21 protein-coding genes are annotated in these 26,044 nt (G+C 64.3%); 4 read left to right on the top strand and 17 right to left on the bottom strand.

The window, feature by feature from the left end; genetic code table 11:
* Window positions 1-55 precede the first annotated feature (55 nt).
* From O0880_RS00220 to O0880_RS00185, 8 genes are all read right to left on the bottom strand, one after another.
* Window positions 56-1,081 (bottom strand): succinylglutamate desuccinylase, encoded by a 1,026-nt coding sequence (locus tag O0880_RS00220; protein WP_289884419.1) that lies wholly within the window; start codon window positions 1,079-1,081, stop codon window positions 56-58.
* Window positions 1,081-5,808, bottom strand: coding sequence for an NAD-glutamate dehydrogenase domain-containing protein (locus O0880_RS00215; protein WP_289884418.1), 4,728 nt, complete (start codon window positions 5,806-5,808; stop codon window positions 1,081-1,083). Before O0880_RS00215 ends, O0880_RS00220 begins: the two co-directional genes overlap by 1 nt.
* Before the next feature lie 148 nt (window positions 5,809-5,956).
* The gene (gene astB / locus O0880_RS00210; RefSeq protein WP_289884416.1) at window positions 5,957-7,297 is read right to left on the bottom strand and encodes an N-succinylarginine dihydrolase; all 1,341 of its coding nucleotides are present in this window, start codon (window positions 7,295-7,297) and stop codon (window positions 5,957-5,959) included.
* Between the two features lie 24 nt (window positions 7,298-7,321).
* On the bottom strand, window positions 7,322-8,803 hold the full coding sequence (gene astD / locus O0880_RS00205; protein WP_289884414.1) for a succinylglutamate-semialdehyde dehydrogenase: 1,482 nt from the start codon (window positions 8,801-8,803) through the stop codon (window positions 7,322-7,324).
* Window positions 8,796-9,848 carry an arginine N-succinyltransferase gene (gene astA / locus O0880_RS00200; RefSeq protein WP_289884413.1) on the bottom strand — a complete coding sequence of 351 codons (1,053 nt, stop codon included), beginning with the start codon at window positions 9,846-9,848 and terminating at the stop codon, window positions 8,796-8,798. Before astA ends, astD begins: the two co-directional genes overlap by 8 nt.
* Window positions 9,849-9,861: 13 nt before the next feature.
* Window positions 9,862-10,893 (bottom strand): arginine N-succinyltransferase, encoded by a 1,032-nt coding sequence (locus O0880_RS00195; RefSeq protein ID WP_071321686.1) that lies wholly within the window; start codon window positions 10,891-10,893, stop codon window positions 9,862-9,864.
* Between the two features lie 94 nt (window positions 10,894-10,987).
* Window positions 10,988-12,229 carry an acetylornithine/succinylornithine family transaminase gene (astC, locus tag O0880_RS00190; protein WP_289884412.1) on the bottom strand — a complete coding sequence of 414 codons (1,242 nt, stop codon included), beginning with the start codon at window positions 12,227-12,229 and terminating at the stop codon, window positions 10,988-10,990.
* 139 nt (window positions 12,230-12,368) lie between these two features.
* Entirely contained in the window at window positions 12,369-13,313 is a 945-nt protein-coding gene (locus tag O0880_RS00185; protein ID WP_289884410.1) for a helix-turn-helix domain-containing protein, read from the bottom strand.
* A gap of 132 nt (window positions 13,314-13,445) precedes the next feature.
* On the opposite strand from O0880_RS00185, the gene O0880_RS00180 reads away from it, so the two are divergent.
* From O0880_RS00180 to O0880_RS00170, 3 genes are all read left to right on the top strand, one after another.
* Window positions 13,446-13,880: a MarR family transcriptional regulator gene (locus O0880_RS00180; RefSeq protein WP_071321683.1), complete on the top strand. Its 435-nt coding sequence runs from the start codon at window positions 13,446-13,448 to the stop codon at window positions 13,878-13,880.
* 44 nt (window positions 13,881-13,924) lie between these two features.
* The gene (locus O0880_RS00175) at window positions 13,925-14,209 is read left to right on the top strand and encodes a hypothetical protein (protein ID WP_070290811.1); all 285 of its coding nucleotides are present in this window, start codon (window positions 13,925-13,927) and stop codon (window positions 14,207-14,209) included.
* A gap of 232 nt (window positions 14,210-14,441) precedes the next feature.
* Window positions 14,442-15,290, top strand: a complete 849-nt coding sequence (locus tag O0880_RS00170; RefSeq protein WP_071321682.1) for an HDOD domain-containing protein — start codon at window positions 14,442-14,444, stop codon at window positions 15,288-15,290.
* Here O0880_RS00170 and O0880_RS00165 read toward each other — a convergent pair.
* The 9 genes from O0880_RS00165 to queA all read right to left on the bottom strand — a co-directional run bounded on the left by O0880_RS00165 (window position 15,287) and on the right by queA (window position 23,712).
* Window positions 15,287-15,487, bottom strand: a complete 201-nt coding sequence (locus O0880_RS00165) for a hypothetical protein (protein ID WP_289884405.1) — start codon at window positions 15,485-15,487, stop codon at window positions 15,287-15,289. The genes O0880_RS00170 and O0880_RS00165 overlap by 4 nt on opposite strands.
* 203 nt (window positions 15,488-15,690) lie before the next feature.
* Window positions 15,691-16,317, bottom strand: coding sequence for a glutathione S-transferase family protein (locus O0880_RS00160; RefSeq protein WP_289884404.1), 627 nt, complete (start codon window positions 16,315-16,317; stop codon window positions 15,691-15,693).
* A 74-nt stretch (window positions 16,318-16,391) separates the two neighbouring features.
* Window positions 16,392-17,093, bottom strand: coding sequence for a YafY family protein (locus O0880_RS00155; protein WP_071321680.1), 702 nt, complete (start codon window positions 17,091-17,093; stop codon window positions 16,392-16,394).
* Window positions 17,090-17,839, bottom strand: a complete 750-nt coding sequence (locus O0880_RS00150; RefSeq protein WP_289884402.1) for a hypothetical protein — start codon at window positions 17,837-17,839, stop codon at window positions 17,090-17,092. The genes O0880_RS00155 and O0880_RS00150 overlap by 4 nt, the downstream gene beginning before the upstream one ends.
* Window positions 17,840-17,912: 73 nt before the next feature.
* Window positions 17,913-18,935, bottom strand: a complete 1,023-nt coding sequence (gene secF / locus O0880_RS00145) for a protein translocase subunit SecF (protein WP_071321678.1) — start codon at window positions 18,933-18,935, stop codon at window positions 17,913-17,915.
* Between the two features lie 90 nt (window positions 18,936-19,025).
* The gene (gene secD, locus O0880_RS00140) at window positions 19,026-20,891 is read right to left on the bottom strand and encodes a protein translocase subunit SecD (protein WP_071321677.1); all 1,866 of its coding nucleotides are present in this window, start codon (window positions 20,889-20,891) and stop codon (window positions 19,026-19,028) included.
* 96 nt (window positions 20,892-20,987) lie between these two features.
* Entirely contained in the window at window positions 20,988-21,320 is a 333-nt protein-coding gene (gene yajC / locus O0880_RS00135; protein WP_071321676.1) for a preprotein translocase subunit YajC, read from the bottom strand.
* 195 nt (window positions 21,321-21,515) lie between these two features.
* Window positions 21,516-22,655: a tRNA guanosine(34) transglycosylase Tgt gene (gene tgt / locus O0880_RS00130; protein ID WP_034745502.1), complete on the bottom strand. Its 1,140-nt coding sequence runs from the start codon at window positions 22,653-22,655 to the stop codon at window positions 21,516-21,518.
* Window position 22,656: 1 nt separating this feature from the next.
* A complete protein-coding gene (queA, locus tag O0880_RS00125) occupies window positions 22,657-23,712 on the bottom strand; it encodes a tRNA preQ1(34) S-adenosylmethionine ribosyltransferase-isomerase QueA (RefSeq protein WP_289884397.1) in 1,056 nt (351 codons plus the stop codon).
* Window positions 23,713-23,911: 199 nt separating this feature from the next.
* Here queA and recG point away from each other — a divergent pair, with 199 nt between their 5' ends.
* On the top strand, window positions 23,912-26,014 hold the full coding sequence (gene recG, locus O0880_RS00120) for an ATP-dependent DNA helicase RecG (protein ID WP_289884396.1): 2,103 nt from the start codon (window positions 23,912-23,914) through the stop codon (window positions 26,012-26,014).
* Window positions 26,015-26,044 lie beyond the last annotated feature (30 nt).

Here is a 26,044-nt window from a genome sequence, read left to right as displayed (position 1 = left end):
AAGCGCCAGGCGGGTTTCCCCGGCTGGCGCCTGATGCAGTGTCGTGGCCGAACACTCAGGAGGTACGTACCACCATCAATCCCGCGCGCAAGCCCACGCGCACGTCGGGATTCGGAAACACCACCAGCTCTTCCGCATGCTGCACCGTGTAGACATGCTCGCCATCGCTGGCGATCACGGCATGCTGCGGCAGCGACGTGAAGTTTTGCGTGCTGCGGTCGAAGGCCATGCGGAATTCATCGCTGTGCTTGATGATTTCCTGCGCCACCTTGAACACGTGCGGCGCCGCCTTGACGGGTTGCGCCGGCAGGTCGCGCAGCAAGCCGTCCAGCGCACGCGACACGTCGTCGAACAGGGACAAGTCGTTCTGCCCCAGGGTGCCGACGCGGCCCAGCTCCACCGTGCTGGCGGCCGCGCCGAAATGCTCGGCCGAATAATAGCTGTAGGTGCCGGCCGACTGCGGGTTCATAATGATGGCGCCGATGGCCGCCTGGCCCAGCCAGGCTATCAGCTGCGCCTTGGCGTCGTCGGCCACCAGGTCCGGCACGATGGCGAACGTCGGATACACGGAAGGACGGATGGCCGTGTGCAAATCCAGGTGCCAGCGCACGGGGCCGGCCGCGCCGAAGAACGCTGCCGTGGCAGCGATCATTTCATCGGCGCGCGCGCTTTCCGCCGCTTGCGCCAGGCTCCCCCGCACGGGGCGGAACATGCGATTGAGGTCGGCGTCGATGAAACGCTTGCCGGCCCGGATCGCGTCGACGTTGCCCACGCAGACGAGCAGGTCGACGGCCAGTGCCGACGCATCGCGCGACAGGGCGTCGAGCAGATGCGCCAGCACTTCGATCGGCCCCGTCTCGTCGCCATGCACGCCCACCGAGACGGCCACGCTGACGCGGCCTTCGCCCGGCTTGCGCACCTGCAGCATGCCGGGCGCCGGCAAGGCCACCATGAAACCGGCGTTGGCGAACAGCTGCGCCACGGCGCTGAAATCGGCTTGCGCCAGCGCCTGCACGGCCGGCGGCAAGCCGCCGGCGCCCGGTACGGCCTGCGCTGCTCCTTGTGTTGCTGCTTGCGTCATTACACCGCCGCTTCCGCTGGGGTTTTCGCCGTGATTTTATTCACGGCTTCGGAGAGCGTCCATACGTCCAGCATGGCTTGCTCCAGTTCCGTCGCCGCCACATAGGCCGACAGGCCCAGCGCGCCCGTCACCGCATCGACGGCCTGGCCCGCATTGCCTTGCTCGGCGCGCGCCAGCACTTGCGTCAGCAGGCGCTGTTGCGTGCGGCGCAGGGCTTGCTGCGCGTAGTTGCGCAGCTGTTCCTGCGACTTGCCTTGCGCCGCCAGCTTCAGGCCGCGTTCCAAGGTGTCGATGCCGGCCTGGCTGCGCAGGGCCAGGCCCAGTTGCAGGAAGGCCGCCAGGTCCATCGAGGCAGGACGTGGCACGGACAAGGCCGGGAACAGGAAGCCGGCGACGACTTCCAGCGCATCGACCGCATCCCACGCCTGCACGAATGCCGGCTTCAGGCCCGGCACCAGCGCCGCTTCGGACTTGATGCCGACGGCTTGCAGCAGTTCGCGCTTCGATTCCGCGCCAAACAGGCGGGTCAGCTCGGCCAGGCCGGCGCCGCGCAGCTGCTCGGCCGGCACGGACAGCACGCCGGCGATCATGGTTTGCTGCAGCACGCGCGTCTGCGCATCGACCTTGATCGATACTTCGCGCGGAATCGTCAGGGCATCGGCATCGAGCGCGTCGAACACGGGCGCCAGGTTCAGCGCCACCCAGGCCTGGCCCCAGGCCAGGATCACGGCCGACTCGTCGACGCCATGCTCCGCCGCCAGGTTGCGGATCATCAGCGGGCCGCAGCGGTTGATCACTTCATTGGCCAGCACGGTCGCCAGGATGGCGTTGGCCAGCGGGTGGTCGAGCGCAGAACGGGTTTCCACCAGCAAGGACGGGAAGTAGGGTTTCAGCACCGGCTCGGCCCACGTTGCATCCGTCAGCGGCAGCGCGGACAGGATGCGCTTGAAGCGGTTCTTCACGTTGGCGATCACCACCGCCAGCTCCGGTGTGGTCAGGCCACGGCCGTCGGCCTTGCGGCGCGCCAGTTCGGCCACCGACGGCAGCTGTTCCAGTTCGCGCGACAGGGCGCCCTCTTCTTCCAGGCTGGCGATCAGGGCGGCGTAGCCATCCTGCACGGCGCTCTCGCCCTGCGCCTGCAATTCGCGCACCAGCAAATGCGTCTGCTGCGTGTTGTCGCGCAAGACCAGGCGCTCGACGTCGTCCGTCATCGCATACAGCTCGCGGTTGCGTTCTTCCTCCGTCAGCTTGCCGGCGTTGACTTCCACGTCCAGCCAGATTTTCACGTTGACTTCATGGTCCGAGCAATCCACGCCGGCCGAATTGTCGATCGCATCGGTGAAGATGCGACCGCCCGTCAGCGCGAACTCGATGCGGCCCGCCTGCGTCGCGCCGAGGTTGCCGCCTTCGGCCACGACCTTCACGCGCAGCTCATTGCCGTTGACGCGGATATGGTCATTCGCGCGATCCTTCACCTGCGCGTGGCTCTCCGTCGACGCCTTGATGTAGGTGCCGATGCCGCCGTTGTAGAACAGGTCCACAGGCGACTTCAGAATGCGGTGCATCAGTTCTTCCGGCGCCAGCGAGGTCTCTGCAATATCGAGCGCGGCGCGGATCTGCGGCGACAGCTCGATCGTGCGTGCGGAGCGCGGATACACGCCGCCGCCGGCCGAAATCAAGTCCTTGTTGTAGTCGTCCCACGACGAACGCGGCAAGGCGAACAGGCGCGCGCGTTCCTCGAACGAGACGGCGACGTCCGGTGTCGGGTCGAGGAAGATGTGGCGGTGGTCAAACGCGGCCACCAGTTTCAGCTGGCGCGACAGCAGCACGCCATTGCCGAACACGTCGCCCGACATGTCGCCCACGCCGACCATGGTGATCGGCGTCGTGTTCAGGTCGTGGTCCATTTCATAGAAATGGCGTTTCACGGCTTCGAACGCTCCCTTGGCCGTGATGCCCAGCTTCTTGTGGTCGTAGCCGTTCGAGCCGCCCGAGGCAAACGCGTCACCGAGCCAGAAGCCGCGCTGCACGGCGATGCCGTTGGCGATGTCGGAGAAGGTGGCCGTGCCCTTGTCGGCAGCCACCACCAGGTAAGGATCGGCGTCGTCGAAGCACACGGTGTCGACTGGCGGGACGATATTGCCCAGCGAACGGTTGTCCGTCACTTCCAGCAGGCTGGAGATGAACAGGCGGTAGACGGCCTCGCCTTCTGCCGCGATGGTTTCGCGCACGGCGTCCTTCGGCATCATCTTGCAGACAAAACCACCCTTCGCGCCGGCCGGCACGATGACGGCATTCTTCACCATCTGCGCCTTGACGAGGCCCAGCACCTCCGTGCGGTAGTCTTCCATGCGGTCCGACCAGCGCAAGCCGCCGCGGGCGACGGGGCCGCCGCGCAGGTGCACGCCTTCGAAGCGGCGCGAGAACACGAAAATCTCGCGGTAAGGACGCGGTTCCGGCACCAGCGCCAGGCTGCTGGTGTCGAACTTGAAGATGATCTTGTCGCCCTGCTGCTTGTTCTGGAAGTAGCTGGTGCGCAGCGTGGCGCTGATCAAATCGGCCAGCGCGCCGAGGATTTCCTCGGTATCGGCGTGGTTCACGGACGGCAGGCCGGCCTTGATGGCGGCGATGCTTTCCAGGGCCGCCGCATGCTGCGCGTCGGACAGCGATGGATCGAAGCGCTGCAGGAAGGCTTCGACCAGGGCTTTCACGTGGGCCGGCTGCTTGCGCAGGCTTTCGGCGATGTAGCGCACCGAGAAGCGGCTGCCCGTCTGGCGCCAGTAGCTGGTGTAGGCGCGCACCAGCTGCACTTCGCGCGTCGACAGTCCGCCTTCGATGACCAGGCCATTCAGGCGGCCGTCTTCGGCTTCATCGTTGAACAGCGCGGCAAACAGTTCCTGCGCCACGGCGACGACGGATGGCTGCGCCAGTTTCGCCGCGCTGGCGGCATCGACCGTCAGGCTGGTGACGAAATAGCGCGTGCCTTCGGCCGGCGAAATCGAATACGCCTGTTCGCGGTCGATCGCCACGCCCGCGTTATGCAGGGCCGGCAGGATGGTCGACAGCGATGGCACGCGGTTGGCCGAGTACAGGCGGATGGTGGTGACGGCGCCCGTCTCGATGCGCACGGCCACGTGCGATGGGTCGGTGTTGCGCAGGATGGTGTCGAGATCGCGGAAGGCGACGGTCGGCGCCGTGGCGGCCACGTAATCGAGCGGCAGGGTGGCGCAGAGTTTGCGCAGGCTGGTGCGCAGTGCCACGTCGGGCACGGCGTCGGCCACGGCGGCGAAGCCGTTATGCCAGCCATCGAGTACGCCCAGCAGCGGCTGCTCGATATCCGTTTCCAGGTCCAGCGGATAGCGCGCGGCGTGGGCGATCAGGTAGACGCGCGCCAGAGGGCCGTCGGCCACCAGGGTCTGCGTGCTCACATGCGTGGCGCCGGAGCTGGCTTGCAGGGCCTTCGCCAGGCTCGATGCCACGCTGGCGCTGTAGCGTTCGCGCGGCAGGTACACCAGCACGTTCAGGTGGCGCGCATATACGTCGCGGCGCGCGAACACCTTGGTGCGCGGCTGCTTGTACAGCGAGACGACGGCGCCGCATACCTGCGCCAGCCAGTCGAGGTCCGCTTCCAGCGCTTCGGTGCGCGGCAAGGACTCGAGGATTTCACGGAATTTCTCGGCGCGGAAGCCCTGCTGGCGCACGCCGGCCAGGCTCAGTACCTTGGCCACGCGGCCGCGCGCGAAAGGCAGCGCCGCCAGCGGGGTGGAATTGCCGGCGCGGGTGAACAGGCCAACGAAGCAATGCTCGCCCAGGATCGCGCCTTGCGCGTCCGTGTCGCGCACGCCGATGAAGTCGAGCTGCTGGTCGCGGTGCAGAGTGCCTGCCACGTCCGCCTTGACGATGGACAGCGCCGATTCGCGCTTGGCCAGGGTGTCGAAGTCGCCCGGGATATTCGCCAGGCAGGTGCCGTACACAGGGTGCGCCGTATCCTGCAGCACGCCGACGCGGCTCGGGATATCGCGTTCCAGTTCGCGCACGCCCGGCTTGACGCGGTAGTAGGCATAGCCGAAGACTTCAAAGCCGCCGCTGCGGGCCCATTCCAGGAAAGCGGCAACTTCCGCGCCCTCTTCGCCATGCTGCGATGCGGCCGTGGCGACAGCCGCCAGGCGCTCGCCCATGACGGCACTGTCGCGGCGCACCACAAAGGCGTCGCGCGCCACCATGTCGATGGCGGCGACCAGCGCGGCCAGCGCGTCGGGCGCCAGTTCCTCGTCGAGCAGCACCAGCACATACGATTCGAGCGGGTCGCCGGATTGGCGCACGGCTTCCACGCTGCCGTCAGCGGCGCGGCGCACGGGCAGCACGGTGTTCATCACGCCGCGCACGGCCAGGTGCTGGCGGCGCATGGCCATGACGATGGAGTCGACCAGGTAAGGCATGTCTTCGTTCAGGATCAGCAAGGCGCTCGCCATACCGCCGCGGCCATCCGCATAACGCAGGGTGGCGATCTGGCAACCGCTGCCGGTGCGCCTGGCCGCTTGCGTGAAACCGTCCACCAGTACCGGCGCCAGGCTGCCGGGCGCGATGTCGGCCAGGTCTTCGGCGTCGAGCGAGTCTAGCCATGCCTGCACCAGCTGCACGACCGGCGCTGCCGCCTTGCCTGCATTGCTCACTGCGTTGACCAGCTCCAGCGTTTGTGTACGCAAATCTTGTGGCGTGTGATTCATCTTGCATCTCCATTACGGTAATGTGAATGTCCAACGCTGTCGTTCGGGCTTGTGGCTGCGCGGCAGCGGTGTCAAGAGACGGGGGTCGCCCGTCCAATTCTGTGCTACGGATAGTCTGTCTCGGATTTTCTGTGTGTTTTTCTATCGCCTACAAGTCGTACAATCCAGGTAAGTTGAGGATGATCGTCAATTCTTCAAGCGCCGCATGCACTTCCAGCGCCAGCTGCGGGTCGGCCAGGTCGCTCGGTTCCAGGTGGTCGCGGTAATGCTTCTCCACCCATTGCACCAGCCGATGGTACAGCGCTTCCGTCATGATCACGCCCTGGTGCATGGCGCGCGCTTCGTTTTCCGTCAACGCCACGCGCAAGCGCAGGCAGGCGGGCCCGCCGCCGTTGCGCATGCTCTGGCGCAGGTCGAAATGAATCAGTTCATCGACGGCGCCGCCGCTGGCCACCAGGCTTGCCAGGTAGCGCGACACGGCGCGGTTTTCCTGGCACTCCTGCGGAATCACCAGCGCCATCCTGCCGTCTTCCTTCGTCAGCAGCTGGCTGTTGAACAGGTAGCTGCTGACGGCGTCCGCGATCGGCACCTGGCCCGTGTCCACGCGCAGCGCCTGCAGGTCCGCTCCCGTGCCGGCGACGGCGCGGTGCAGCTGCGACAGGCTCGCCTCTTCATCGGCAAACGCCTGCTCGTGATAAAACAGCACATTGCCGTTGCCGACGGCGATGACGTCGTTGTGGAACACACCCTGGTCGATCACGTCCGGGTTTTGCTGCACGTACACGGTGCGCTTCGCGTCCAGGCCATGCAGGCGCGCCACGGCTTGCGACGCTTCCAGGGTCTGGCGCGCCGGGTAGCGCTTCGGACTCGGGGCCGACGGGTCGAACTCCACGCGACCATACACGAACAATTCAACTGATGGCGCGCCATGGCCCGCGCCCAGGCGCGTGTGGTTGGCCGCGCCCTCGTCGCCAAAGGCGGGCGTCGACGGCAGCGCATCGTGCACGGCGAAGTGCTTGTCGTCCTTGAAAATGGCGCGCAGGCTGCGCGCCGACTGCGCATGCTCGAAGGCGCGGTGCAGCTTGTTATTCAGGTTGGCGGCCGTGAAATGCACGCGCCCATCCTGCGTGTCGGCCGACGGGCTGACCGTGGCGGCGTTCGCCGTCCACATGGGCGAAGCGGAATACGCGCACGCGAGGATGACGGGCGATTCCTTGTACGCGCGCGCCAATACCTCCGCATCGCTGCCGGTAAAGCCGATTGAGCGCAGCAGGCGGAAATTCGGACGGTCCTGCGGCGGCAGCAAGGCCTGTGCAAAGCCGCGCGCGGCCAGCGCGCGCATCTTGGCCAGGCCCTGCAAGGCGGCCTGCTTCGGATTCGAAGCGCTTTTCACATTGCTGAACGAGGCCACGTTGCCGAACGAGAGCCCCGCATAGTTATGCGATGGGCCCACCAGGCCGTCAAAGTTGTATTCGCGCGTGCTGTGCATGGGTATTCCTTATAAACCTTAAACTTAAAAATTCAGGCCGGGCGACAGCTTGGCCGGCATTTCCAGGGCGCCGTTCTCGATCGAGGCGACCGGATAAGCGCAGTAATCGGCCGCGTAGTACGCGCTCGGACGGTGGTTGCCCGACTTGCCGATGCCGCCGAACGGCGCCGTGCTGGCCGCGCCCGTGGTCGGACGGTTCCAGTTGACGATGCCGGCGCGCGCGCGTACCTGGAAGGTCTGCCACAGGGCCGGATCATCGGACAGCAGCGCGGCGGCCAGGCCGAATTCGGTGGCGTTGGCGACCTTCAGGGCGGCGTTGAAATCAGCCACGCGTATCACCTGCAGCAAGGGGCCGAACCACTCCTCGTCGGGAATGCCGCTGGCGTTGGTGACGTCGACGATGCCGGCCGTCACAAACCCGGCCTCGGGATTCAGCTGGCGCATCTGCAGCAGGGTGGTGCCGCCCTTGGCCACCATGTCCGCCTGCGCCTGCACCAGGCGCGCGGCCACGGCGCTCGATACGACAGGGCCCATGAACGGCTGCGGCTGGGCGTCGGAAGCGCCGATGCCCAGTTTTGCCGCCACTTCCACCAGGCGCGCGACAAAGGCGGCGCCGGCGGCATTGTCCTGCACCACCAGGCGGCGCGCGCAGGTGCAGCGCTGGCCGGCCGAGACAAAGGCGGAGAAGATCGCGTGGTGCACGGCGGCGTCCACGTCCTTCACGTCCCACACCACCAAAGCGTTATTGCCGCCCATTTCCAGCGCCAGCATCTTGCCCGGCTGGCCGCCGAACTGGCGGTGCAGGCTGATGCCCGTCTGGCAGGAACCCGTAAACAGCACGCCGTCGAGGTGCGCATTCGCGCCCAGGGCCACGCCCGTGTCGCGCCCGCCGTTGACGAGGTTGACGACGCCATTCGGCAAGCCCGCCTGCTGCCACAGCTGCACGGTTTTGATGGCACTGCGCGGTGCGTATTCGCTGGGCTTGAAGACGATGGTGTTACCGGCGATCAGGGCTGGCACGATATGGCCGTTCGGCAGGTGGCCGGGGAAGTTGTACGGACCAAAGACGCCGAACACGCCATGCGGGCGGTGACGCAGCACGGCATCGCCATCGGCGATCTTGCTTTGCGTGATACCGGTGCGCGCGTGATACGACTGCACCGAGATATCGATCTTGTTGGCCATGGTGGCCACTTCCGTGCGCGATTCCCACAAAGGCTTGCCCACTTCTTCCGAGATCAGGAGCGCCAGCGCTTCGGCATGTTCCTTCAGCAGTTCGCGAAAGCGCACGCAGATGGCGATGCGCTCTTCGACGGGCGTGTCGGCCCATGCTTCAAAAGCGGCGCGGGCCGCCTGGCAAGCCTGTTCGACCTGCGTTGGCGTCGCTTCCAGGCTGGCCCAGGTCTGCTTGCCATTCGACGGATCGATGGTGAGCAGTTCGCGGCCCGTGCCTGGCAGCCAGGCGCCGTTGATGAAGTTCGATTGCGTGGTATTCACATTAGACATGGGGATGCTTCCTCGGGTTGAGTGACAGCGTGCGCACGGTGTCGCCGTTGTGGCTACGCAGCAGGTGCAGTTCGGCGTCGTCCAGCGCGATCTTGCCGCTATGCGGATTGGCGCTGGTGACGATCATGCGGAAATCTTTCAGGTCGGTGTTCGACACCAGGTATGGCTCGGCCTGGGCAAGGTCGCCACACGCTTCAGGCGCCGCCCCGGCATCGAGCACGGCCAGCATGCTGTCGCGCATGGCGCGCAGCTCCGAGACGCGCGCCTGCAGTACGGGACCGGCGTCGAAAATGTCGACATAGCCTTCGAAGTGCAGGCCTTCCTGCTCCAGCAGGCGGCGCGCGGGCGCCGTGCTCAGATGCACCTTGCCGATGACCTCCTGCGCTTCGTCGGGCAGGTAGGCCACGTACATGGGCTGGCGCGGCATCAGCTCGGCGATGAAGGATTTTTTCCCCAGGCTCGTCAAATCGTCGACGTGGTGGAAATCCATCTTGAAGAAGTGGCGTCCCAGGCCCTCATAAAATGGCGAGCTGCCGTCCGGCGCCTGGTAGCCGCGCATTTCGGCGATCAGCTTTTCCGTGAACAGGTGCGGGAACTGGGCGATGAAGAGAAAGCGGCTTTTCGACAGCAGCTTGCCGTTGTTGCCGCTGCGGTAATCGGGGTGCAGGAACAGCGAGCACAGTTCCGTGCTGCCCGTCAGGTCGTTCGACAGGTACAGCGTTTCCATGCGCGTAAACACGTCGAGCTCGCGGCTCGAATGCACGAGGGTGCCGATGCGATAGTTATAAAACGGTTCTTCCAGGCCCACGGCGCCCTTGATCGCGCACACGCCGGCCAGGCGGCCCGTGTCGGTATCCTCCATGACGAACATGTAGTCGCGCTTTTCGGGCGGGATGGTTTCGGCGAACGAGGCGCAGGCGATGGCCAGGCGGTCGCCCAGCATTTTCATGTCCGGCTTGAGGGTGGTCATGCCGGTGCCGACCTGGCTGGCCAGGCCATACAGGGCATCGAGGTCGTTGGCGTTGATGGCGCGTACTACTAACATAAAATTGACTCCCTTAGATACGCACGCAAATGACGCTGTCGCCTTCGGCCACGGCCAGCGCTTCGAGCAGTTCGGCCGGCAAGCCGATGGTGTCCTGCGCTTCGAGCGCATCGCAGGTGAAGGTGACGGCGCGGAAATTGCGCTCGGCACCCGAGGCGATCGCGTAATTGACTTTCAGGCCCGTGCGGCTGGGCGTGACGCCCGCGACGACGCGGCGCGTGAGCGAGCCCGTAAACGAGCGCAGCGAATTCTTGTGCGCCTGCAGGATCGGGCCGCCGTCGAAGATGTCGATGTAGTCGTCGGCCTCGAAGCCTTCTTCCGTCAGCAGGTTGAACGCCAGTTCGCCGCTCGGGTGGATCTGGCCCATGGCCGCCTGCGCGTCGCCGGGCAGCAGCGGCACGTACACGGGGTAATGCGGCATCAGCTCGACGATCAGGGTGCGGTTGCGCGCGCCGCCGATGACCTTTTCGGCATCGAGGAAATCCATCTGGAAGAACTTGCGGCCCAGCGCATCCCAGAACGGCGACTGGCCGTCGGCATCCGTGATGCCGGCCAGCGGCACGAAGAAGCGGTCGCCGAAACGGTGCGGCGCCAGCACGGCGAACAGCAGCCGCGCGCGCGACAGCAGGGCCGCTTCCAGGCCCGCCTGGTCCATATTGCGCACATAGAAACCGGACAGCTGCGAGTACGCCGTCAGCTCGGAACACAGGGTCAGCGCATGCACGCTGTGGCTGATGTTCAGGTCGCGCGAGACTTGCTGGATGACGTCGTTACGGAAGGAAAAATAGGTGCCGTTCGAGCCGGCCGAGGCGAAGATGGCGGCCGTGCCGGCGATGCTCTTGTCGAGCAGGGATTCAAGCACGAAGAGATACGACTCTTCGCTGGGGATGTCGACATGGGCGGCAAACGAGGCGATGGAGCGCTCGACGGAGGCGGCGATTTTCTCGCGCGTCTTCGGCAGGGTATGGACACCCGGCATGGTTACCGCGGCCAGCGCTTCGAGGGCTGCAATATCCGCAATTTCTACCGGACGGACAACATACATGGGTACTCCTTCAATGCGGACAATCCTAGGGTAGAACCAAGCCGGCCCGCAGCAAAGCGGCGGGCCGGTGATCAAACAGGGAGCGAAGCCAGCGTCAGGCTTTCAGCAAGCCGTCGATGGCCACGCGCAGCAAGCGGCCCGCCTCGGCGATCTGCTCATCCGAGACGATCAGGGCCGGCGCCAGGCGCACCACGTCCATGCCGGCGATCAGCACCATCAAGCCTTGCGCTTCGGCCGCTTTCTGGATGTCTTTCGCGCGGCCTTTGTAGGCATCGGTGACTACCAGGCCCAGCAGCAAACCGCTGCCGCGCACCACGGAGAACACTTGCGGGTAGTCGCTGATCAAGCCTTGCAGCATGGCGATGGTGTTGACGCTGGCGTCCTTGACGCGCGCCAGGAACGCCGGCGTGTTGATCGTTTCCAGCACTTTCAGGGCCACGGTGGCGGCCAGCGGGTTGCCGCCGTAGGTGGTGCCGTGGGTGCCGACGGCCAGCGTCTGCGCCAGCGCGTCGGTGGTCAGCATGGCGCCGATCGGGTAGCCGTTGCCGAGCGCCTTGGCGGCCGTCAGGATGTCCGGCGTGACGCCATAGCCCATGTACGCGAACAACGCGCCAGTGCGGCCCATGCCGCACTGGACTTCGTCGAAAATCAGGAGGGCGCCGGTCTTGTCGCACAGGGCCCGCAGCTCCTTGAGGAATTCCGGATTGCCTGGCACCACGCCGCCTTCGCCTTGCACCGGCTCGACGATCACCGCGCATACGTCGTCACCGATGGCGGCGCGTGCCGCTTCGATGTCGTTGTAGGCGATGTGGTTGATTTCTTGCGGCAGCGGCTCGAAGCCTTCCGTGTACTTGGCCTGGCCGCCGACGGAGACCGTAAACAAGGTGCGGCCGTGGAAGGAGCTGAAGCACGAGATGATGCGCGACTTGTGCGCGCCAAACTTGGTGTGCGCATACTTGCGCGCCAGTTTCAGGGCCGCTTCATTGGCTTCCGCGCCCGAGTTGCAGAAGAAGGCGCGGTCGGCGAAGGTCGCTTCCGTCAGGGCCAGCGCCAGGCGCAGCACGGGTTCGTTGGTGTAGCCGTTGCCCAAATGCCACAGGTTGTTGATTTGCTTGGTCAGCACGTCGACCAGGACCGGATGGCAGTGGCCCAGGCTGTTGACGGCGATGCCGGAGGTGAAATCGAGGTAATGCTTGCCAGACTGGTCCCACAGATCCAGTCCGGTACCGCGCACGGGAACCATGGCAGCGGGAGCGTAGGTAGGAACCAGGACCTGGTCAAAGGTTTCCCGGGTGACTGGACGAGCCGTTACGGTCGAATCAAGCTTGGCATTCATAGCATTCCCCATCAATATGTTAGGTACTCCCGCAGCTACGACAGCCACGTGTGTACAGCATTATAAAAAGCGGGATGCTAAAACTCTTTTGAATCTGCGACAAGGATTTTCACAATTCATCACAGCCGGGCTTGCCTCATTAAGGTGGGGGCATGAGCTTTCTTTGCCGCTCCTCGCGCGGCGTATTGCCAAACAGGGTGCCAAACGCCGTGGAAAAGTGCGAACCGGAAGAAAAACCGCACATCAGGCCCACTTGCACGATGGAATAATGTGTATCAAGCAATAGTTGCCGCGAGCGTTGCAGCCGCAGCTCCAGGTAATAGCGCGACGGCAGGCTGCCCAGGTATTGCTTGAACAGCCGCTCCAGCTGGCGCCGCGACAGGCCCACCAGGCTGGCGATGTCGTCCGTCGACAGCGGCTCCTCGATATTGGCCTCCATCAAGGTGACGGCTTCCGACAGTTTCGGCTGCAATACGCCGAAACGCGCCTGCAGGGCCACGCGCTGGCGCTCTTCCTTGCCGCGCACCTTGTCCACGCACAGCGCTTCCTTGACGAGCGCCTGCACGTCGGCGCCAAACACGGTCTCGATCAGGGTCAGCGAAAAGTCGATGCTGGCCGCGCCGCCGCAGCAGGTGATGTGCGAGCCGTCGATGTCGAACAGGTGCGGCGTCAGGATGGCCCGCTCGGCCTTCGCTTCCGCATCCGCATACAGGGCCCACGGCAAGGCGATGCGCACGCCATCCATGACGCCCGCGTCGGCCAGCCACAGCACGGCGGCGCCCACGCCGCCCCAGAACGGCGCCGAGCGGCAGCGCTCGATCACGGCCCGGCACAGTTCGGCGCGCAGCGGCGCTTCCGTCTCGTCGGCCACCAGCAGCGCGATATGCCAGTTGCCGCCCTGCGCGGCCACCTGTTCGGGCGTGCGCACCTCGAGCTGCAGCGCCTCGGGGCCCAGCGCCCGCGCGCACAGGCGCAGCGGCTGCACCAGGCCGGCCCAGGTGATCGACTCGGCATCGCCGGCATGGACCAGCAGCAAACGCAGCGGTTTGTCGAGGCCGATACGGGAAAGATTAGCGAAAGACATCGGCGAGGCGGGATAGGGGCAAGGGCTGAGTTGCACACATGATACCGGACTTCAGCCCCATCCAGACCCTCATGCAACAGCGCATCCTGACGCGGCGGAAAAAAGCGGGACAGAAGGATATAATCACGCCCTATGGGTGAACGATATTTAAAAAGTATCCGGCTGCTGGCCGAGTGCATGCAAGGCTTCGAGCGGTTTTCAGGCGACTTCGTGCGCCAGTACGGCTTGACGCATGCGCAATTCGACATCATTGCCACGCTCGGCAACACCTGCGGCATGTCCTACAAGGAACTGGGCCAGAAAACCCTGATCACCAAGGGGACCTTGACGGGCGTGGTGGACCGGCTGGAACAGAAGGGGCTGGTGATACGGGAGCGTTGTCCACGCGACAAGCGCTCCTATTTCGTGCGCCTGAGCTGCGAGGGCGAGCACGTGTTCCATGACGTGTTCCCCAAGCTGACCACGCAGGGCCAGCGCCTGTTTGCGCACTATACGGACGACGATTTCAGTCGCCTGGAAACGACCCTGACGGGCTTGAAACATGCCATCGCCAACGGTCACAGCTGACATTTCATCAAGCACAGACATTCAAACAAGACAAAGGAAACAAGTTGAAAACCACACTGCTCGAAGGCAAAAAGCCCGCTCATTTCGACAAACACATCATCGGCAACCTCTTGCTCAACGCCAGCACGCCTGAACTGGTGCGCCAGGAAAAACTGATCATCGGCGTGCGCAACGAAGATGGCGAAATCTACCGCCTGATCGGCGCGACCAAGCACAACAGCTTCATGAACGCCGTCGAGGAATTGTTCGACCTGGGCTTGACGGATGAACTGGAAGACAGCGACGAGCTGGTCGAAGGCTGCGATGCCATCTTCAGCGAATCTCTGTAGTAGCGCTTGACGGGACCTGCTGCGCGGTGGGCTTTGCGGCCTGCGATGATCCGCTCGCGATGGTCCTGTCCAGCGCTTTAACGATCGCTGTCATTAAAAAAGGGCATGCCGCTGATACAGTGGCGTGCCCTTTTGGCGTTTACGAGGCTTTGCTTGCCTTTTGCCAGGCTGTTTGCGAAAAGATCACGCTTAAAAAGTTCCGTACGGAAATATTGCGAGTATAATTTTTTCAATGAACAGACTCGACGCCTTTAAAAGTATCGCCGCACTTGCCGGTCGCGGCGAGCTGACCTTTCCCGCCAATGTGGACGCTTCGCTCAAGCTGCAGCAGGCGCTGGCCGATCCCGACTGCCATATCGAGGCGGCGGCCAAGCTGGTGCAGGCCGATCCGCTGCTGGCCGCGCGCACGGTGGCCATCGCCAATTCCGTGGCCTTCAACCGCTCCGGCAACGAAATCACCAGCGTGCGCAATGCCGTGCAACGACTCGGCGTGCGCACCCTGCAATCGGTGGTGGCGTCGCTGATCGTGCGCCAGCTGGGCAGCACCATCACCGATCCCGTGCTGCAAGCGAAGGCCAACCAGCTGTGGGAGCATACGGCCCACGTGGCGGCGCTGTCGCAGGTGCTGGCGCGCCGCGTCACCAAGGTCGATCCCGATACCGCGCTGTTTGCCGGCATCATGCATGAAGTGGGCGGTTTCTACATGCTGTCGCGCGCGGCCGAGTTTCCCGGCATCCTGGAAGGCGAGCCGCAAGACTGGGTCGAACACGGCGAGCAAGCCATCGGCCACGGCGTCTTGACCAAGCTCAAGGTGCCGGAAGCCGTGATGCAAGCCATTGGCTCCCTGTGGGAAGGCTTGCGCGCCATTCCGCCCGAATCGCTGGGCGACACCTTGCTGCTGGCCAACGACCTGGCGCCGGTGGCGTCGCCGCTCAACGAAAGCCCGGCCGCCATCGCCGTGCGGGCCGCCCGCGCCGCGCGCAGCATCGACTGCGTCATCGGCGATGACTTGACCCTGTCGCGCATCATGGAAGAATCGGACGATGAAGTGCAGTCGCTGCTGAAGGTGCTCGTGCATTAATCGCTGCCCGCCTTCGGTGCGGGTGCGGGTGCGGGTGCGGGTGCGGGTGCGGGTGCGGGTGCGATAAGCGCGGCCTTGGCGGTCTCGACGATCAGCACATGCTTGTCCGCCGCCTGGCTTTGCTGCCGATGCTGGACGACCAGCGTGGCGACGGCCTTGGTACTCAGCAGCGGCTTCGGATGGCGTGGCATGAACATGGCGGGCCTTCTTGAAAGAGAGTACGGCCCACATGCGGAGCACTTATCAACTTTTCAAGTTCCAACGGTACAAAAAAACAGGACAAAAAAAACCCGCTCGAAAGCGGGTAAAGTCCAAAGCTAGGGATGTCCTGAAAGAGACAGCCCTATCTTATGCGGTGCGTGGCAACGGCTCCGTGCGCTGGCACACTTAGCGCGCACATTTATCCGACGCTCAGATCGACTTGCGTTGCCTGCCAGGCGCGCAGCTGCCGCACGCGCCCGAACCACGCCTGGATCTGCGCATACTGTCCCAGCGGCAGGCGCACCGCCTCGCTGTACATCAGCGGCGCGGCCACGGCAAAATCGGCCAGGGTCACGTCTTCGCCGCTGAGCCAGCTGCGCCTTGCCAGGTGCGCGTCGAGCACCGCGGCGCACGCATGCAGTTCGCGCTCGCCGCGCGCCTCTTCCAGCGGATCCGCGGGGCCGCCGCCCGTCATGCCTTTCCACGCGCGCTCCCACGCCAGCACGCCGATGGCGGGCGCGAAATGCTGCGCGGCCCAGAACAGCCAGCGGTTGACATCGGCACGCGCCTGCGGCGCCGACGGATAAATCGTCTGGCCCGGCACCTGCTCGGCCAGGTATTGCATGATGGCGCAGGACTCCCACAGCAGGAAATCGCCATCGGCCAGCACGGGCACCTTGCCGTTCGGGTTCAGTTCGGCCAGGCGGCGGCGGTCATCCGCATTCATCAGATCGACTTCGGCCAGCTCCAGAGGCAGTTCAAGGTGGATCGCCGTCATCAGGGCGCGGCGGGCATTCGAGGACATGGGGTGGTGGTAGAGGCGCATGATGGATAGCTCCAGTGAGTGAGAAAGCCACCATCGTACGAGCCGTCACTGACAGTTTTTGTCAGGAGCGTACTCTATGTTTCCGGGTCGATATCGTGCGCCTTGCGCCAGGTTTCCAGCAAGACGTGGCGACGCGTGGGATAGCGCTCGCCGCAGTTGTCCACGCTGGCGATGCGGTCGATGCGGAAATGGCGGTAGTCGCCGCGCAGCTCGCACCAGGCGGCCAGCAGGCGCTTGCCCTCAAAAAAGGCCAGCGCAAACGGCCAGACCGTGCGCTGCGTGGCGCTGCCACGCTCATCCTGGTAGCCCAGCGTGAGTTTCTGCTCGTAGCGGATGGCTTCGCGCACCGGCTGCACATACCGGTCGGCCGGTTCCGTGCCATCGGCGGGGCGCCCCAGCGGCACCCACAGGCTGGTTTCGGCCATGTTGTCGCGCAGGTCGCGCGGCGAGGCGGCGGCGATCTTCGCCAACGCGGCGGACGCTGCCTGCGCCAGGCCCGCATCGCCCTGGCGGCGCACCCAGCGCGCGCCCAGCACCAGCGCCTCCAGTTCGTCGGGACCGAACATCAGCGGCGGCAAAAAAACGCCACGGCGCAGCACATAGCCGATGCCGGCCTCGCCCTGCAGCGGCGCACCGAGTTCGGCCAGGGTCTGGATATCGCGGTAAATCGTGCGCTCGGAAACGCCGAGCTGCTGCGCCAGCTGGGCGGCCGTCACCGGCACCCGTTTCGCGCGCATGGCGTCCATCAGCAGGAACAAACGGCCGCTGCGGCTCATGGGCAGGCCTGCAAGCCCTGGTCGCCCATGACGAGCGCCGACAGGGCCGGCACATACAGGTAGCCGCCCGGTGCCAGGCGCGCCGCGCGGGCGCCCTCGTCGACAGCCGCGATGCCGTAGCAGCGCTCGAGGCGTTTGGCCGCCGGCCACCAGAAGACGGCCGCATCCTGGTCGGGAAAGCGCTGGCGCGTGGCCTCGGCCTGCGCCGCGACTTGGCGGAAGTCGCGGTAAAAGGCGGGCGCGATGCCCAGGTCGCGGGCAAATGCCGCTTCCAGCGCTGCCGCATCCGCCAGCTGCGCGGCCAGCGCATCCGTTTCCGCTTCCAGGTCCTCGGCCGCCACGCCCGCCTCGACCAGCGTGCGCCGCAACTGCGCCGGCCTCGCCTGCGCGCGCAGGAAGGCCGATTCCTGCAGCGCCAGCACGCCGTCGGCCGGGATGCGCTTGCGCCGCGCGGCCGGGAAGACATAGCTGGCGCAGCTGCCCGTGCAGACGGTGTCGATGGCGATGTCGAGCCCCTGCTGGCGGACCAGGCGCGCCAGCAGCATGGCGGCCTGCGCGTCGCCGCCGTCGCTATTCACGCGCAACAGGGTCGCTTCGCGCGGGGCCAGCTGGCGCAGCCTGTCCACGTCGCCCTCGGCGATCGCGCCGCGCATGGCGATGCTGCCATCGGCCATGCGGCTGAAATCGGCGGCACCGGCCAGCGCGGTCGCGCCGGCCATGATGCCCATGCATAAAAAACGCTTCATCGTCATCCGTTACAAAAAAAAACGACCACCGCGAACGGTGATCGTCTTGGAATCGACATGCAACGACCCGCGCTTACACCACGGCGCCGTCGGTCTCGTCTTTTTCCTTGACTGGCTTGATCAAGTCTTCGCGTTTCACGCCCAGCCACATGGCGATGGCCGCGGCGACGAACACGGACGAGTAAATACCGAAGCAGATACCGATGGTCAGCGCGATGGCAAAGTGATGCAGGGTCTGGCCGCCGAAGAACAGCATCGACAGCACCATCATCTGGGTACAGCCGTGGGTGATGATGGTACGCGAGATGGTGCTGGTGATCGCATTGTCGATCACTTCATGCACGCTGGCCTTGCGGTGCTTGCGGAAGTTTTCGCGGATACGGTCAAAGATCACCACCGATTCGTTGACGGAGTAGCCGAGCACCGCCAGGATCGCCGCCAGCACCGTCAGCGAGAATTCCCACTGGAAGTAGGCGAAGAAGCCCAGGATGATCACCACGTCATGCAAGTTGGCGACGATGGCCGACACCGCGTATTTCCATTCGAAGCGGATGGCCAGGTAGATCATCACGCCGATGATCACCATCACCAGCGCGTTCAAGCCGTTCTGCGCCAGTTCCTCGCCCACTTGCGGGCCGACGAATTCGACTTTCTGCAAGACCAGCGCCTCGTTGCCGGCCGCATCCAGGCAGGCGCTCTTGAGCACGTGCTCACCCTTTTCGGTGACCGTGTCGATGCCCTTGGTCGTGCCTTGCTCGGCCTTGCACAGCGCCTCGAACACGCGCAGCGAGGTATTCGCGGCGGTGACGCCCTTTTCCACCGGCAGGCGGATCATCACGTCGCGCGCCGTGTCGAAGCTGGTCACGCCCGGCTCTTCATAGCCCATGCCGATCAGGGTGCCGCGTATGCCTTCGAGATTGGCCGCCTTGGGGTATTTCACCTCCATCACGGTGCCGCCCTTGAATTCCACGGACAGGTGCAAGCCCTTGTGCAGCAGGAAGAACACGGCCGCCACGAAGGTAAGCGCCGAAATCACGTTGAAAATCAACGCATGGCGCATGAAGGGAATATCTTTTTTGATCCGGAAAAATTCCATGAAATCCTCTGAGTTCTGTTCTGTGCGTCCGGCGGCTGGGCCACCGGACGCTATCGCTGTTGACGCTATTGAGTAGGACGGGGCGCTGGCTTATTTGCTCGTGCCTGGCACCCAGACCGTGCCGATCGACAGCGTGGTCAGCTTTTTCTTGCGGCCATACCAGAGGTTGACCACGCCGCGCGAAACGAAGACGGCGGAGAACATCGAGGTCAGGATACCCAGGCAGTGCACCACCGCGAAGCCGCGCACCGGACCGCTGCCGAAGGCCAGCAGGGCGATACCGACGATCAGGGTGGTCACGTTCGAGTCCAGAATCGTCGCCCAGGCGCGGTCGAAGCCGGCGGCGATCGCCGCCTGCGGCGTGCTGCCGGCGCGCAGCTCTTCACGGATACGTTCGTTAATCAGCACGTTGGCGTCAATCGCCATACCCAGCGCCAGCGCGATAGCGGCGATACCTGGCAGTGTCAGCGTGACCTGGATCATCGACAGCAGGGCGATCAGCAGCAACAGGTTGCAGGCCAGGGCCAGCACGCTGAAGGCGCCGAACATCATGTAGTAGGCGATCATGAAGACGGCGATGGCAAGGAAGCCGTACATCGTCGAATGCAAGCCCTTGGCGATGTTTTCCGCGCCCAGCTGCGGTCCGATCGTGCGTTCTTCGATGACCGTCATCGGTGCCGACAAGGCGCCCGAGCGCAGCAGCAGCGCCAGTTCGTTGGCGTTTTCCGCGCCGCCCATGCCGGTGATCTGGAAGCGCGAACCGAGTTCCTGCTGGATGGTGGCGACCGACAGCACTTCCGGCTTGCCTTTTTCAAACAGCACGATGGCCATGCGCTTGCCCACGCGTTCGCGGGTCGCTTCGCGCATCTTGCGGCCGCCGTCGCCGTTCAGGTCGATCGACACGGCCGCTTGCTGGTTCTGGTCGAAGCTGGCCGTGGCGCTGGAGATATAGTCGCCCGTCAGGATCACGTCTTTCGACAGCACGACAGGCACGCCCTTGCCGACGGTGAACAGTTCGGAATTGAACGGGATGGCGCTCGACAGCTCCGTGCCAGGCACGATGCTTTCGTCGACGAGGCGCACTTCCAGGGTGGCCGTGCGGCCGATGATGGCCTTGGCGCGGGCCACGTCTTGCACGCCGGGCAATTGCACCACGATGCGGTCGGGACCTTGCTGCTGGATCAGCGGCTCGGCCACGCCCAGTTCATTGACGCGCTTGGACAGCGTCGAGATATTCTGTTTTACGCCTTCATCGATGGTGGCTTTCAGGGCCGCCGGCTTGAGGGTGATGACGAGTTTCAGATCGCTGCCGCTGCCGGCATCGGCAAAGGCCAGCTCCGACATCTGGTCGGACAGCACATTTTTTGCCTTCAGGCGCGTTTCCGCGTCGCGGAAGTTGATGTCGATGCTGTCGCCCACGCGTTCGATGCCGGCGTGGCGGATATTCTTGTCGCGCAACACGCTGCGCGCGGCGGACTGGATGCCCTGGACTTTCTTGGTCAGCACGGCTTTCGCGTCGACTTGCATCAGGAAGTGCACGCCACCGCGCAAGTCCAGGCCCAGGAACATGGGCAAGGCATGCAATTTTTGCATCCATTGCGGGGTATTCGCTTGCAGATTGACCGTCACCACGTAGGTCGGGTCGCTCGGATCCGTGTTCAGGTCCTTTTCCAGTACCAGCTTGGCCTTGAACTGGGTATCCGGATCGGCGAAACGCACGCGCACGGAGGCGAGATTGCCGACGCCGTCCATGGTGATACCTTCCGACTTGACGCTCTCTTTCGTCAATATTTGCTCGACTTGCGTCATCAACTCGCCCGTCACTTTGACGGTCGACTTGCCGCTGGTTACTTGCAGCGCCGGTGATTCACCGAAATAATTGGGCGCCGTATAGAGTGCGCCCAGCAATAAGGCGACGGCAATGATGATGTATTTCCAGGCAGGGTAGCGATTCATATTGATTCAGCGTTCAGTGTTGAGCGTCGGAGGCGTCGCGGGGGGCGGCGGATAGCCGCCCCGGTCAGTCATTGCCGTGGCAATGACAGCGAGGAATTACAGCGCCTTCAGGGTGCCTTTAGGCAGCAAGGTGGTGATGGAGCTCTTTTGCACCGTGATTTCGGTGCCGGTCGCCACTTCGATGGTGACGTAAGCGTCCACTACCTTGACAACACGGCCCAGCATGCCGCCGGCGGTGACGACTTCGTCACCCTTGGTCAGCGCGTCCATCATCGCCTTTTGTTCTTTGGCGCGTTTTTGCTGTGGGCGGATCATCAGGAAGTACATGACCACGAACATCAATACCAGCGGCAGGAAGCTGGTCAGGTTGCCGCCGAAACCCAGGGCATCGGCAGGGGCTTGCGCATAAGCGTTGGAAATGAAAAACACGGTGACTCCAGTTCTAATCAGTTTGAAAAATAGCGCTGTATTCTAGCATTGGCGATAGACCATTACCCTAATTGTAGGCATGGCAACTTTAAATGGGGCTAAAAAGGCATTATGCAATGCTTTATAGCCCCAGTCCAAGCACCAATATATAAAACATCAGGCCATGGCGCCAGTGGCCATCGGCATAAGGATTTCTTAAGTTCCCCGTGCGCGTTCCGCGTGGAATTGCAGCGTAAACGCGTGGAAACGGTCTTCGTCGAGCGCTTCGCGCATCTGGCGCATCAAGTCCAGGTAGTAATGCAGGTTGTGGATGGTATTCAAGCGCGCACCGAGGATTTCCTTCGAGCGGTGCAGATGGTGCAGATACGCGCGCGAGAAATTGCGGCAGGCGTAGCAGCTGCACGTCTCGTCCAGCGGCGCCTGGTCTTCCTTGTACTTGGCGTTCTTGATCTTGATGTCGCCGAAACGGGTAAACAGCCAGCCATTGCGCGCATTACGCGTCGGCATGACGCAATCGAACATGTCGATCCCGTTCGACACGCCCGCCACCAGGTCTTCCGGCGTGCCCACGCCCATCAGGTAATGCGGCTTGTTGGCCGGCAGGCGCGGGCCCACGTGGGCCAGCATGCGCATCATGTCTTCCTTCGGCTCGCCGACGGACAGGCCGCCGATGGCGATGCCGGGGAAGTCGATCTCTTCCAGCTTGGCCAAGGACTCGTCGCGCAGCATTTCGAACATGCCGCCCTGCACGATGCCGAACAGCGCATTCGGGTTCTCGCCGCGGTGGAACTCGTCCTTCGAGCGCTGCGCCCAGCGCAAGGACATGCGCATGGACTTGGCCGCTTCCTCGATGGTGGCCGGGCGGCCCTGGATCTCGTACGGCGTGCATTCGTCGAACTGCATGACGATGTCGGAATTCAAGACGCGCTGCACCTGCATCGACACTTCCGGCGACAGGAACAATTTATCGCCGTTGATGGGCGAATTGAAATGCACGCCCTCTTCCGTGATCTTGCGCATGGCGCCCAGCGAAAACACCTGGAAACCGCCGGAATCCGTGAGGATCGGCTTGTTCCAGCCCATAAAGCCGTGCAAGCCGCCGAATTTCTCCATGACGGTGTTGCCAGGACGCAACCAAAGGTGAAACGTGTTGCCCAGGATAATCTGCGCGTCGATCTCGTTGAGTTCCAGCGGCGACATGGCTTTCACGGAGCCGTAAGTGCCCACTGGCATGAAGATCGGCGTCTGCACGACGCCGTGGTTCAGTTTCAAGGTGCCGCGGCGTGCCTTGGTCAGGCCGCTCGTGTCGGTCTTGAGTAATGTAAATTCCAGCATGTCAGTCTTTCACGGGAGTATGGAGGTTCAGCGCAGCGCGCGATTGCGTGGTCAGCAGCATCGCGTCGCCATAGCTGAAGAAACGGTAGTTCTGCGCGATCGCATGCGCGTAGGCATGGCGGATCGGCTCATAGCCGGCAAAGGCCGACACCAGCATCAGCAGGGTCGATTTCGGCAAATGGAAGTTGGTGATCAGCCGTGTCACCGTCTTGAACGCATAGCCGGGCGTGATGAACAGGGCCGTATCGGCGCTGCCCGCCAGCAATTGCCCGCTTTGCGAGGCCGATTCCAGCGCGCGCAGGCTGGTCGTGCCGACGGCCACCACGTCGCGCCCGGCCAGTTGCGTGGCGCGCACGGCGTCCACGGTGTCCTGCGGCATGGTGTACCACTCGGTATGCATCTTGTGCTCGGACAACACTTCCGTGCGCACGGGCTGGAAGGTGCCGGCGCCCACGTGCAGGGTCACATAGGCGAAGTTGACGCCCTTGGCCTTCAGCTGGTCGAGCAGGGCCTGGTCGAAATGCAGGCCCGCCGTCGGCGCGGCCACGGCGCCCGGCACCTTGTTGAACACGGTCTGGTAGCGCGTCTCGTCGAATTCGTCCGCGTCATGCTCGATATACGGCGGCAGCGGCAAACGGCCATGCGCCTCGATCAGCTCGAACACGTCGGCCTCGAAATGCAGGGTAAAGAATTCGCCGGCGCGCTGGCCCACCGTCACGTCGAAGGCGTCGGCCAGGCGGATGCGGCAGCCGGGCGGCGGCGACTTCGAGGCGCGCACCTGGGCCAGCACGGTGCGCTCATCGAGCACGCGCTCGACCAGCGCCTCGATCTTGCCGCCGCTTTCCTTGACGCCAAAGAAGCGCGCTTTCAGCACGCGCGTGTCGTTCATCACCAGCAGGTCGCCAGCTTGCAGCAGTCCGACGATGTCGGCGAACTGGCGGTCGACCAGGGCGTCGCCGTCCAGATGCAACAGGCGCGAGGCGCTGCGCTCGGCCAGCGGAGTTTGCGCAATGTTTTCTTGCGGCAAATTAAAATCGAAATCGGAAAGCGAATACATGCGTTTTGCTTCAAAAATACGTCAAAAATGATTAGGAGTGCGCAATGGAAGATCTGGCACTATACTGTGCGCCTATACAGGCATTACAATAATCCGCCGCAACAAACGATGACTGCGGTACGCACAGGGTGTGCCGGACAACCCTCTATTTTACGCTAGCGGCACTGAAACTTGCGCCAGCGGCACCAAAACCTTGCATATGCCCGATCCAACGCCCGATCTTCCCCCCGCCGCCAAGCCCGCCGCCAAGCCGAAAGCGGCCAAAAAGGTGGTCAGCACGGAAAGCCGCCTGGCCAAGCTGGGCTTGCGTACCGATATGGACCTGGTGCTGCACCTGCCGATGCGCTACGAAGATGAAACCAAGGTCTACACGATACGCGACGCCTGCCTGCGCGGTGGCGAGTCGTGGCAGGTCGAGGGCGTCGTCACCAAGTGCGAAGTCAGTTTCAAGCCGCGCAAGCAATTGCTGGTGACGATCGCCGATGAAACGGGCAACCTGCTGCTGCGCTTCATGAATTTCTACGGCAGCCAGGTCAAGCAACTGGCCGAAGGCACGCGGGTACGCGCGCGCGCCGAACTCAAACACGGCTTTTTCGGCGCCGAGATGGTGCACCCGACCTACAAGGTCGTCAACGAGGGCGCGCCGCTGCCCACGGCCCTGACGCCCGTCTACCCGTCCGGCGAAGGCCTGTCGCAGCACGTCCTGCGGCGCGAGATCGCCGACGCCATGCGCCGCATCGACTGGCAGGACACCCTGCCCGAGCCGCTGCTGCACGAGATGCAGCTGTCGCCATTCCGCGCCGCCGTGCACCTGCTGCACTATCCGCCGCAGGACATCGATGAAAGCGCGCTGATGGACCGCTCGCACCCGGCCTGGGTGCGCATGAAATTCGATGAACTGCTGGCGCAGCAGCTGTCGCTGAAACGCGCCCAGCGCGCGCGCCGCTCGAAAGGCGCCGCCTCGCTGCCCATCGTCGGCACGTTGTCGGAAGCCTTTGGCGCCGCCCTGCCCTTCAAGCTGACGGGCGCGCAGGCGCGCGTGCTCGCCGAAATCCGCGCCGACCTGCGCCAGCCGTATCCGATGCAGCGCCTGTTGCAGGGTGACGTCGGCAGCGGCAAGACGGTGGTGGCGGCCTTGTCCGCCACGCAGGCCATCGACAGCGGCTACCAAGCCGCGCTGATGGCGCCCACGGAGATTTTGGCCGAGCAGCACTTCCGCAAGATCGCCGCCTGGATGGAGCCGCTGGGCGTGAAGGTGGCCTGGCTGACGGGCAGCTTGAAGAAAAAGGAAAAGACGGCCGCGCTGGCCCTGATCGAATCGGGCGAAGCGCAGCTGGTGATCGGCACGCATGCGCTGATCCAGGACAACGTGCAGTTCGCCAAACTGGGCCTGGTCATCGTCGACGAACAGCACCGCTTCGGCGTGGGCCAGCGCCTGACCCTGCGCAACAAGGGCGACAGCGCGGCCGTGCCGCACCAGCTGATGATGTCGGCCACGCCGATCCCGCGCACCCTGGCCATGACCTATTACGCCGACCTGGAAGTGTCGGTGATCGACGAGCTGCCGCCCGGGCGCAGTCCCATCGTCACGCGCGCCATCGACCAGAACCGGCGCGACGAAGTCATCGCCCGCGTCTACGCGGCCGCGCTGGAAGGCCGGCAGGTGTACTGGGTCTGCCCGCTGATCGAGGAATCGGAGGCGCTGCAGCTGCAGACGGCCACCGACACCTACATGATGCTGGCCGAGGCCCTGCCCGCGCTGCAGGTGGGCCTCGTGCACGGGCGCCTGAAGCCGGCGGAAAAACAGGAAGTGATGGACGCCTTCATCGCCGGCCAGCTGCACGTGCTGGTCGCCACCACCGTCATCGAAGTGGGCGTCGACGTGCCGAATGCCTCGCTGATGGTGATCGAGCACGCCGAGCGTTTCGGCCTGTCGCAGCTGCACCAGCTGCGCGGCCGCGTGGGCCGCGGCTCGGCGGCCAGCGTCTGCCTGCTGCTGTACCAGGGCCCGCTGGGCGGCGTGGCCCGCCAGCGCCTGATGACGATGCGCGAAACGACGGACGGCTTCGAGATCGCCCGCCGCGACCTGGAAATCCGCGGCCCCGGCGAGTTCCTCGGCGCGCGCCAGTCCGGCCAGGCCATGCTGCGCTTCGCCGACCTGGAAACGGACCAATGGTTGGTAGACCAGGCGCGCGACGTGGCGCACGACCTGCTGCACGCCACCACGGCCGCCGCCGCGGCCACCGTGGAAGCCCACCTGGCGCGCTGGCTCGGCGGGAAAGAGGAATTTTTGAAGGTGTAGATCTGGTATTGCTGATTGACGGGTATTGTC

It is taken from the genome of Janthinobacterium sp. SUN118, from assembly GCF_030397695.1.
Classification (GTDB): Bacteria; Pseudomonadota; Gammaproteobacteria; order Burkholderiales; family Burkholderiaceae_D; genus Janthinobacterium.
The sequence above is the reverse complement of the archived record's forward strand: the minus strand, read 5'-3'. Positions and strand labels throughout refer to the sequence as shown.

What these genes read in the sequence shown, in the direction of transcription:
- O0880_RS00195 (WP_071321686.1), bottom strand. Translation starts at nt 10,893, where the DNA reads ATGTATGTTGTCCGTCCGGTAGAAATTGCGGATATTGCAGCCCTCGAA.
- queA (WP_289884397.1), bottom strand. Translation starts at nt 23,712, where the DNA reads ATGTATTCGCTTTCCGATTTCGATTTTAATTTGCCGCAAGAAAACATT.
- O0880_RS00185 (WP_289884410.1), bottom strand. Translation starts at nt 13,313, where the DNA reads ATGTCTTTCGCTAATCTTTCCCGTATCGGCCTCGACAAACCGCTGCGT.
- O0880_RS00215 (WP_289884418.1), bottom strand. Translation starts at nt 5,808, where the DNA reads ATGAATCACACGCCACAAGATTTGCGTACACAAACGCTGGAGCTGGTC.
- O0880_RS00160 (WP_289884404.1), bottom strand. Translation starts at nt 16,317, where the DNA reads ATGCGCCTCTACCACCACCCCATGTCCTCGAATGCCCGCCGCGCCCTG.
- secD (WP_071321677.1), bottom strand. Translation starts at nt 20,891, where the DNA reads ATGAATCGCTACCCTGCCTGGAAATACATCATCATTGCCGTCGCCTTA.
- astD (WP_289884414.1), bottom strand. Translation starts at nt 8,803, where the DNA reads ATGTCTAATGTGAATACCACGCAATCGAACTTCATCAACGGCGCCTGG.
- secF (WP_071321678.1), bottom strand. Translation starts at nt 18,935, where the DNA reads ATGGAATTTTTCCGGATCAAAAAAGATATTCCCTTCATGCGCCATGCG.
- recG (WP_289884396.1), top strand. Translation starts at nt 23,912, where the DNA reads ATGCCCGATCCAACGCCCGATCTTCCCCCCGCCGCCAAGCCCGCCGCC.
- O0880_RS00180 (WP_071321683.1), top strand. Translation starts at nt 13,446, where the DNA reads ATGGGTGAACGATATTTAAAAAGTATCCGGCTGCTGGCCGAGTGCATG.
- O0880_RS00155 (WP_071321680.1), bottom strand. Translation starts at nt 17,093, where the DNA reads ATGAGCCGCAGCGGCCGTTTGTTCCTGCTGATGGACGCCATGCGCGCG.
- astC (WP_289884412.1), bottom strand. Translation starts at nt 12,229, where the DNA reads ATGAATGCCAAGCTTGATTCGACCGTAACGGCTCGTCCAGTCACCCGG.
- astA (WP_289884413.1), bottom strand. Translation starts at nt 9,848, where the DNA reads ATGTTAGTAGTACGCGCCATCAACGCCAACGACCTCGATGCCCTGTAT.
- O0880_RS00150 (WP_289884402.1), bottom strand. Translation starts at nt 17,839, where the DNA reads ATGAAGCGTTTTTTATGCATGGGCATCATGGCCGGCGCGACCGCGCTG.
- tgt (WP_034745502.1), bottom strand. Translation starts at nt 22,655, where the DNA reads ATGCTGGAATTTACATTACTCAAGACCGACACGAGCGGCCTGACCAAG.
- astB (WP_289884416.1), bottom strand. Translation starts at nt 7,297, where the DNA reads ATGCACAGCACGCGCGAATACAACTTTGACGGCCTGGTGGGCCCATCG.
- O0880_RS00220 (WP_289884419.1), bottom strand. Translation starts at nt 1,081, where the DNA reads ATGACGCAAGCAGCAACACAAGGAGCAGCGCAGGCCGTACCGGGCGCC.
- O0880_RS00170 (WP_071321682.1), top strand. Translation starts at nt 14,442, where the DNA reads ATGAACAGACTCGACGCCTTTAAAAGTATCGCCGCACTTGCCGGTCGC.
- O0880_RS00165 (WP_289884405.1), bottom strand. Translation starts at nt 15,487, where the DNA reads ATGTTCATGCCACGCCATCCGAAGCCGCTGCTGAGTACCAAGGCCGTC.